The sequence below is a fragment of the Deltaproteobacteria bacterium genome, assembly GCA_005879795.1.
Lineage (GTDB): Bacteria > Desulfobacterota > Binatia > DP-6 > DP-6 > DP-6.
This window is the reverse complement of record VBKJ01000013.1, coordinates 1-8,494: the sequence shown is the minus strand read 5'-3', so window position 1 is coordinate 8,494 and position 8,494 is coordinate 1. Positions and strand designations below refer to the sequence as shown.

Sequence of the window (8,494 nt, the reverse complement as noted above, 5' to 3'; positions counted from 1 at the left end):
GGTCGACACGCTCATCTTCGCCGGCATCACGCGCGACTGCCTCGAGCCCGCCACGGCAAACCTCGTCGCCGAGGCGGTGGGCGCGCGCAACGCGCGCGTCTTCGACCTGATCAACGCCTGCAACAGCCTGGTCGACGCGATCGACGTGGGCGACTCGCTGATCCGCAGCGGGAAGGCCGAGCGGGTCCTCGTCGCGACGGGCGAGCGGGCGTCGCTCGCCATCAACTGGCAGGCGCAGACGATGGAGGAGCTGCGCCAGTCGGTGGCGAGCCTGGTCGTCGGCGACGGCGGCGGCGCGGTCGTGCTCGAGCCGAGCGACGATCCCGGGCGCGGGCTGCGCGCGCGCGAGTTCCGGAGCGATGCCACGCAGTGGCGCCACGCGATCGGCGGCCGCTTCCGCCCCGGCACGCAGGCGTGCGAGCTGTGCGGCGGCCTCCTCGACCGCACCTTCCGCTGCAACGGCCGGGACCTCTTCGCCGCCGCCTTCAGCCTCCTCTATCCCACCATGGAGACGGTGATGGCGCGCACGGGCTGGGGTTACGACGACCTCGACGTCGTCTTCTGCCACCAGCCGACCAAGCGCTTCGTCGAGAAGGCGATCCCGTTCCTCGGCGGGGTGGGCAGGGCGGCCGAGAAGCTCTGGGGCACCGCCGAGCGCTACGGGAACACGAGCACGACGAGCCTGGCCCTCGCCATGTCCGAGGCGGAGGCGGCGGGGAAGCTGGTCGCGGGGGCGAAGGTCCTCGTGCTGGCGCCGTCTTCCGGCGTGAGCGCGGCCGCCGTGACCATGGTGTGGTAGATGGCCTGGCTCCGCATGGCACGGCGCTTCACGCGGGGCGGCGCCGCGCGGCTCGCGCTCACGGTGCTCGCCGTCGCCTGGGGCGTGGCGCTCGTCGCCGCCGTCCACCTCGCCAACCGCGCCGTGCTGCGCGCCTTCGTCGAGGTGGTCGACACCATGGCGGGACGGGCGGCGCTCGAGGTGGTGGCCGGCGAGGGCGGGCTCTTCCCCGAGGACGTCGCCGCCGCGGTGGCGACGGTGCCGGGCGTCGAGGCGTCCGCGGCGTCGGTCAAGGGGGCCGCGTTCGCCGACGGCGGGACGCTGGTCACGGTGTACGGCGTCGACCTGACGGGCGACGTGCCCGAGCGCGTGTACGGGGCGCGGCTCGAGGTGGACGACCCGCTCGTCTTCCTCGCCCGCCCCGACTCGATCGCGCTCGCCCGTCCGTTCGCCGCCGCCCGGGGGCTCGAGCCCGGCGACCGGCTCGAGCTCGCGACCCCCGCGGGCCGGCGCGCCTTCACGGTGCGCGGGCTGCTCGACACCGAGGGGGTGGCGCGTGCCTACGGCGGCAACGTCGCGGTGATGGACCTCTACGCCGCCGAGGAGCTCTTCACGCGCCGCGGCCTCGTCACCGGCGTCGACGTGGTGGTCGCGCCCGAGGCCGACCTGCGGCGGGTGGCGGATGCGATCACCCGGCGCGTCCCCGCGGGGCTCCGCGTCCAGGCGCCGGCGCAGCGGCAGACGGACCTCCGCCGCGTCACCGAGTCGCTGCGCACGGCGCTCGAGGCGCTCGGGCTCTTCGGGCTCGTGGCGGCGTTCCTCATCACCTTCAACCGGCTCTCGACCGTGTTCGAGGAGCGGGCCTGGCAGCTCGGCGTGCTGCGGGCGGTGGGCCTGCGCACGGGCGCGGTGTGGCGCTCGCTCGTCGGCGAGAGCCTGCTCGTCGGCGCGGCGGGCGTGGCGGTCGGTATCCCCCTTGGGCTCGGACTCGGACGTCTCCTCGTGCCGGTGATCGCCACCGCGAGCGCCGTCGCCCAGAAGCTGGTCGCACCGCCGGCCACGCTCGCGCTGGAGCCCGGGCCGCTGCTTCTCGCGGGCGCGCTCGGCCTCGGCACCACCGTGCTCGCCGCCACACTCCCGGCGTGGCGGGCGGCTCGGGTCGCGCTCGCCGAGACCATGCGCAGCCGAGGCAAGGAGGCGCCCGGGGCGAGCCCGCGCGTCCTCTGGGTGCTGCGCGGCGTGGCGCTCGCCGCGGCCGGCGGCAGCCTCGCCGCCCTGGCGCGGCACCCCGCGGGGTGCTCCGGGCTCCTCACGACGGCCCTCGCGGCGGTGGGCACGGCGCTGGCCGCCCGGCCGGCGGTGCAGGTTGCGGGCTTCCTCCTCGGCGCGGGGGCGCGGCGAGTCGCGGGGCCCGTCGGGCGGTTCGGCGCCGCGAGCTTCCTCCACAACCCGCGCCGCACCGCGCTCACCGTGGCGACGCTCGGCGTGGGGCTCGGGTGCGTGGTGTGGTTCTGGACGATGGCGGAGAGCTTCCGCAGCTCGCTCGTCACCGCGCTCACCGCGGCGGTGCGCGCCGACCTCGTCGTCACCTCGGTGCACGTGACCAACGGCTACGTCGAGGCACCCGTGAGCGAGGAGCTGGCGAGCCAGCTCGCGGCCGTGCCGGGCGTCGCGGCCGTCGTCGCCTCGCGCGTCGTCTGCTGGCCCCACCACGGCCGGCGGGTCGCGATCGAGGCGCTCGATGCGCGCTACTTCGCGGACCCCGGTTTCGGGCGCTGGCCGCTCGCGCCGCAGCCGATCGCGGGGGTGTGGGAGCGGGTGGCGCGCGGCGAGGCGGCGGTGGTGTCGGCGAACTTCCTCGCCAACTTCGGGGCGCGCGTCGGCGAGCCGGTGGTGCTCGCCACCCCGACCGGCCCGCTCGAGCTCGTGATCGGCGGCGTGACGCCCGCCTTCGAGTCGCCCGACGGGACCATCCACATGACCCGCGAGGTGTTCGCCCGGGCCTGGCAGGACCGGCAGGTCAACCGCGTCGGCCTGCGCGTCACGGCCGGGGCCGACCGTGCCGCGGTCCGCGCGACGATCGCGCGCGAGCTGGCCCCGGCGTACGATCTCCGCGTCCTGAGCGCGGGCGAGCTGATCGGCTACTATGCGGAGCAGGTCGGCCGCGCCTTCGCGCCGCTCAGGATACTCGCCGCGACGGTGCTCTTGGTGACGCTCCTCGGCGTCGCCGACACGCTCCTCGCCGCGGTGCTCGGGCGCACGCGCGAGCTCGGCGTGGCGCGCGCCGTGGGCGTCCGCCGGGCGCCGCTCGTGTGCATGATCTTCGTCGAGGCGCTCTTGCTGGGCGCGCTCGGCCTCGTGCTCGCGCTGGCCTCGGGCGTCGGCCTCGCCGCGCTGTGGGTCGAGCAGACATTACCGTACCTCCTCGGCTGGGTGCTCGAGCTCCACCTCCCGTACCGGGAGCTGCCCGTGCTCGTCGCGCTCACCGTGGCGGTCGCCGGGGTGGCGGCCACGCTCCCCGCACGCCGGGCCGCGCGGCTCGATCCCGCGCTGGCACTCCGGCAGGAGTAGGATGATGGAGAATCTCGTCACAGTCGCGCTCGAGGAGGTGAGCAAGCAATACGGCGGCGGCCCCGCGTCGGTCGCGGCGCTGCGCGACGTGAGCCTGCGCATCCCGGCGGGCGATTTCGTCGCGATCCTGGGCCCGAGCGGCTCGGGCAAGAGCACGCTGCTCAACCTGATCGCGGGCCTCGACTCGCCGAGCGCCGGGCGCGTGCTGATCGGCGGGCGGGACCTCGGTTACCTGCGGGACAACGCCCGCAGCGACCTCCGCCTGCGGGAGATCGGCTTCGTCTTCCAGAGCTTCAACCTGTTCCCGACCTTCACGGCGGAGGAGAACGTGGCCTGGCCGCTCGAGTTCCTGGGCGTCCGCTGGCGAGAGGCGCGCCGGCGCGCCGAGGAGGCCCTCGCCCAGGTGGCGCTCCCGCCGGCGGCCGCGGGCCGCCGGCCCGCCGAGCTCTCCGGTGGCGAGCAGCAGCGCGTCGCCATTGCGCGCGCCCTCGTGACCGAGCCGCGGCTCCTCCTCGCCGACGAGCCGACGGGCAACCTCGACTCGCAGACCGGGCAGACGATCCTGGACCTGCTGCGGCGCCTCAACGTGGAGCGCCGCCTGACGGTCGTCCTGGTGACGCACAGCGCGCTCGCCGCGAGCCATGCGCAGCGCACGATCGAGCTGCGCGACGGGCGGATCGTGCGCGAGGCGCGCGGCACGATCACGATCATGTTCAGCGACATCGTGGGATTCAGCGCCATGACCGAGCGGCTGGGCGACCGGGGGGCCCAGGATGTCCTGCGCGCCCACTCGGGCATCGTCCGCGAGCTGATCGCCGTGCACGGGGGCTTCGAGGTGAAGGCGCAGGGGGATGGCTTCATGATCGCCTTCCCGAGCGCGCGGCGCGCGCTGCGTTGCGCGGTCGCGATCCAGCGCGCCACGGCGGCGTACGACGAGCATGCGGAGGCGCCGGTGCGCCTGCGCATCGGCCTCCACACCGGCGAGGCGACGAAGGAGGGCTACGACTTCTTCGGCCGCAGCGTGATCGTGGCCGCGCGGATCGGGGCGGCGGCGCGGAGCGGGGAGATCCTGGTGTCGTCGCTGGTGCGGGAGCTCACCGGGGGCACGGAGGAGTTCGCCTTCGACGGCGAGCGGGAGGTGGAGCTGAAGGGGCTCTCCGGGTTGCAGCGGGTGTTCGGGGTGGAGTGGCGGGGAAGCGACCCGGCGCGCGCGTCGGCGCGGGGCAGCGGCACCGCCCCGGCCCCGTCCGGCCGCGTCCTTTCCCTGCCTCGCGGTGGGTCACCGTCGATCCGTCCCGCGTCGGTGGTCTAGGAGCGAGCATTTCCGCTAGCGCTGGGGCGCGCCCTTGGGGCGGCCTCGCCGCCATGATATGCGACCGCGGTGGATCTCCGCGGCGCGGTGGCGCTGGTGACGGGTGCGAGCCGCGGCGTCGGGCGCGCCATCGCGCTTGCGCTCGCCGAGGCCGGCGCGGACGTCGGATGCGCCGCGCGGGCGACCGACCACAACCCGCTCAAGCTCCCGGGCACCATCGACGCCACGGCGCGCGAGGTCGAGGCCCGCGGGCGGCGCGCCCTCGCCGTGCCGACCGACCTCTCCCAGCCGGCCGAGGTCGAGGCGATGGTGGCACGCACGATGCGGCACTTCGGCCGGCTCGACGTGCTGGTGAACAACGCGGCGATCACCTTCCCGGGCGACATCGACCTCGCCATGAAGCGCTGGGACCTGGTGATGGAGGTGAACCTGCGCGCGCCGGTGCTCGCCATCAAGGCCGCGCTCCCGGGCATGATCGCGCGCCGGCGGGGCGCGATCCTGAACGTCTCCTCGGCCGCCTCGCTGATGGCGGTCCCCGGCCTCCTCGTCTACGGCGTGTCGAAGGCGGGTCTCGAGCGCCTGACCACCGGGGTCTCCGAGAACGTCCGGGCGCACGGCATCGCCGTCAACTGCTTCCGCATCGACGTGCCGATCGCCTCCGAGGGCTTCGTCCACAACGCCCCCGAGCTCGACAAGTCGGACTGGGAGCCGACCGAGGTGGGCGCCGAGGGCGCGCTCTGGATGCTCGCCCAGCCGCCGGAGTTCACGGGGCAGGTGCTCGGCATCACCGACCTTCGCCGCCGCCACGGCGTCGCCGAGAGCCGTGTCCGCCGCTGAGCGTGCGGCGGGCATCCTCTGCCCGCTCTTCGCGCTGCGCGGCCGCCGCGACTGGGGCATCGGCGAGATCGGCCACCTGCCGGGCTTCTGCCGCTGGCTCGCCGCAGCGGGGCATCACGTCCTCCAGCTCCTCCCCATCTCCGAGACGTCCACCGGCGAGCGCAGCCCCTACGCCGCGCTGAGCGCCTTCGCGCTCGACCCGATCCACCTCTCGCTGGACGCGGTCGAGGACTTCGTCGCCGCGGGCGGCGAGCCGGCGCTCGGCGCCGGGCTCGAGTCGGCCCGCTCCCGCGGCGACATCGACTACGACGCCGTGCGCGCGCTGAAGCGGCGCGCGCTCGCGCTCGCCTTCGGGCGCTTCCTGGCGACCGAGTGGGAAGGGGGATCGGCGCGCGCCGAAGCCTTCCGCCGCTTTCGCGCCGCAGAGTCGGCGTGGCTCGCCGACTACGCGCTCTTCCGGGCGCTCCGCGAGCGCCACCGGGGCCAGCCGTGGACGGCGTGGGAGCCGCCGCTCCGCGACCGTGTGCCGGCGGCGCTCCGCGAAGCGCGCGCCGCGCTCGCGCGCGAGGGCCTCTTCCACGAGTACGTGCAGTGGCTCGCTGCCGAGCAGTGGGCGGCGGCACGGCGCGAGGCGACGGCGCTCGGCGTTCGCCTCATGGGCGACCTCGCCTTCGTCGTCTCGGGCGACAGCGCCGACGTGTGGGCGCGTCAGGACGAGTTCGTGCGCGACGCCTCGCTGGGCGCGCCGCCCGACGTGTTCGACCTGGGCGGCCAGGACTGGGGCCTGCCCGTCTATCGCTGGGAGGCGATGGCGCGCAACGACCACGCCTGGCTGCGGGCGCGTGTGGCGCGGGCCGCGGCGCTCTTCGCCGCCGTCCGCCTCGACCACGTGGTCGGCTTCTATCGCCAGTTCGTGATCCCGTCCGCGGCGCCGCGCCGCTTCGTGCCGGCGGCGGAATCCGACCAGCTCGCGCTCGGCGAGCGCCTGCTCGGGATCGTGCGCGCGTCGGCCGGATCGGCCGTCGTGACCGGCGAAGATCTCGGGGTCGTGCCGGACTTCGTCCGCCGCTCGCTCGCGACGCTCGGCATCCCCGGCTACCGCGTGCTGCGCTGGGAGAGCGACCCCGGCGTCTTCCGCGACCCGGCCGGGTTCCCGCCGCTGTCGGTGGCGACCACCGGCACCCACGACACGTCCGCGCTCGCCGCGTGGTGGGAGGAGGAGCTCGGCGACGACGGCCGCCGCGCGCTCGCGGCCGTGCCGTCGTTCGCGCGGCTCGGCGGCGCGGGCCCCGCGTTCACGCCCGCGGTGCACGAGGCGCTGCTCGACGGCCTCTACGGTGCGGGCTCAACCCTGGTCGTCCTGCCGTTCCCGGATGCCTACGGCGGGCGGGAGCGGATCAACGTGCCGGGCACGGTCGGACCGCCCAACTGGGGCTATCGCCTGCCGTGGACCGTCGAGGAGCTCGGCGGCAGCGCCGGCGCTCCGGTCCAGGGCCGCCTGCGCGCGCTCGCCGCGCACCACGGGCGGTAGCGGGTGGACCGGGTCCGCGCAGCGAGCGCGCGCTCAGGCGGGGCGTCTGCCCGTGCGGGTGGCGTGCAGGTGGCGCAGGCCGAGCAGCACGAGGCGCGCGGCCTCGAACGCCGCCGCGGTGCTGCCCCCGATCGCGAAGCGGCCGTCGGGCAGCGGCGAGGTGACCACGCCGACACGCTCCAGGTACACCCGCGCCTGCTCGACCTCGGATGGGCTCACCCACACGTCCCGCTCGACCGACCAGCGATACATGATCGTGGGGGCGATCGCCTCGAACCCCTGCATCGGCGGTGTGCTCGTGCCGCCCATAGCGCGCGGAGCTATAGCCGACGCGTGGAGCGCGATTCAAGATGTGCGGGAGAAACTTGGGGAGCACGCTACACCGAGAAGACGTGGCGCATGACGCGCAGCGACATGCCCGTGAGCGGCGGGCTCGCCATTCTTCTCCTCCTGACCCTGTCCCGCGCGGCCGCCGGCTGGGGCCTGGAAGGCCACGTCAGCGTGACGCGCGGCGCGCTCGCGGCGAGCGACGGCCTCCCCCCCTGGTTCCGCGCCGCGGGCGACGGGCTCGCCGAGCTCTCCAACGCCCCCGACCGCTGGCGCGAGGTGGAGAAGGGCGCGCCCGCGCTCGCGGCACGCCGCCCCGACCACTTCTTCGATCTCGACGTCTGGGGGGCCGAGCCGCTGCCCCCGGAGCGCTGGGCGTACGTCGCACGCGCGGCGCGGCGGCGGCTCAGCGCGCCGGCAGTCGGCTTCCTGCCCTTCGCCATCGGCGAGGAGTACGGCGTGCTGCTGAGCGCCTTCCGCGACGTGCGCACCGGGCGACCCGGGGCCCGCGAGGGCGCGCTCGCCGCGGCCGGCGTGCTCGCGCACCTGGCGGGGGACGCGGCAGTGCCGCTGCACGCGACCCGCCACCATCATGGCTGGGTGGGACCCAACCCGGAGGGGTTCACGCGCACGGGCGAGATCCACGCGTGGTTCGAGAGCACGCTCGTGGCGCGCGTCGAGCCGGCGGAGGTCCGCGCCGCCCCGGAGGCCGCGCGGGCGCTGGGGGACGTGGCGGACGCCGTGCAGGCACTCCTCGCCGACTCGCTGGCGCAGGTGCCGCGCCTTTACCGGCTCGAGCGCGAGAGCCGGCGCACGGGCGACGACGCCGGCGCGCGCGAGCTGGTGCGCGAACGGCTCGCCGCCGGCGCCACGCTCCTCGCCCGCCTCTGGCGGACGGCCTGGGTGCGGAGCCGTGGGTAGCGCACTGCGCACGGCCTCGCCGATGGTCAGCGCGCCGGTGGGCAGGGTAGTCTCGCGCGGCGTGACGCACGAGGAGCTCCGCCCGCTCCTGGCCGGCTACGCGGCCGGCACCCTGGACGAGGCCGGGTGCGAGGTCGTGCGCGCGCACCTCGCCGACGGCTGCGTCGCGTGCCTGCGCGACGTGTTCGATCGCCCGGTGGGCTTGCCTCGGACCCCT

Annotated in this window: 8 protein-coding genes; 7 read left to right on the top strand and 1 reads right to left on the bottom strand. The window is 75.7% G+C overall.

Translation table 11 applies throughout. The features are described from left to right. The 5 genes from E6J59_00550 to malQ form a co-directional block, all read left to right on the top strand. Positions 1-799 (top strand): hypothetical protein (locus E6J59_00550; GenBank protein TMB24278.1); only part of this gene is annotated, 799 nt, incomplete at its 5' end. Further along, entirely contained in the window at positions 800-3,349 is a 2,550-nt protein-coding gene (locus E6J59_00545; protein ID TMB24277.1) for an ABC transporter permease, read from the top strand. It abuts the gene before it with no gap. A 4-nt stretch (positions 3,350-3,353) separates the two neighbouring features. Beyond that, entirely contained in the window at positions 3,354-4,661 is a 1,308-nt protein-coding gene (locus tag E6J59_00540; GenBank protein ID TMB24276.1) for an ATP-binding cassette domain-containing protein, read from the top strand. A 69-nt stretch (positions 4,662-4,730) separates the two neighbouring features. Further along, complete coding sequence (locus tag E6J59_00535) at positions 4,731-5,498, top strand: SDR family NAD(P)-dependent oxidoreductase (protein ID TMB24275.1); 768 nt, start codon at positions 4,731-4,733, stop codon at positions 5,496-5,498. Continuing rightward, on the top strand, positions 5,485-7,029 hold the full coding sequence (gene malQ, locus E6J59_00530; GenBank protein ID TMB24274.1) for a 4-alpha-glucanotransferase: 1,545 nt from the start codon (positions 5,485-5,487) through the stop codon (positions 7,027-7,029). The genes E6J59_00535 and malQ overlap by 14 nt, the downstream gene beginning before the upstream one ends. Positions 7,030-7,062: 33 nt before the next feature. Here the strand turns inward: malQ and E6J59_00525 are convergent, their stop codons facing one another. Beyond that, positions 7,063-7,338, bottom strand: coding sequence for a hypothetical protein (locus E6J59_00525; protein ID TMB24273.1), 276 nt, complete (start codon positions 7,336-7,338; stop codon positions 7,063-7,065). A gap of 90 nt (positions 7,339-7,428) precedes the next feature. Here E6J59_00525 and E6J59_00520 point away from each other — a divergent pair, with 90 nt between their 5' ends. Both E6J59_00520 and E6J59_00515 read left to right on the top strand, forming a co-directional pair. After that, on the top strand, positions 7,429-8,277 hold the full coding sequence (locus tag E6J59_00520; protein ID TMB24272.1) for a hypothetical protein: 849 nt from the start codon (positions 7,429-7,431) through the stop codon (positions 8,275-8,277). Beyond that, positions 8,270-8,494, top strand: a 225-nt coding sequence (locus E6J59_00515) for a zf-HC2 domain-containing protein (GenBank protein ID TMB24271.1), incomplete at its 3' end; no start/stop codon positions are given. The genes E6J59_00520 and E6J59_00515, both read left to right, overlap by 8 nt.

Coding starts and splice junctions, on each gene's coding strand:
- E6J59_00545 (TMB24277.1), top strand. CDS start 800: ATGGCCTGGCTCCGCATGGCACGGCGCTTCACGCGGGGCGGCGCCGCG.
- E6J59_00540 (TMB24276.1), top strand. CDS start 3,354: ATGGAGAATCTCGTCACAGTCGCGCTCGAGGAGGTGAGCAAGCAATAC.
- E6J59_00525 (TMB24273.1), bottom strand. CDS start 7,338: ATGGGCGGCACGAGCACACCGCCGATGCAGGGGTTCGAGGCGATCGCC.
- E6J59_00520 (TMB24272.1), top strand. CDS start 7,429: ATGACGCGCAGCGACATGCCCGTGAGCGGCGGGCTCGCCATTCTTCTC.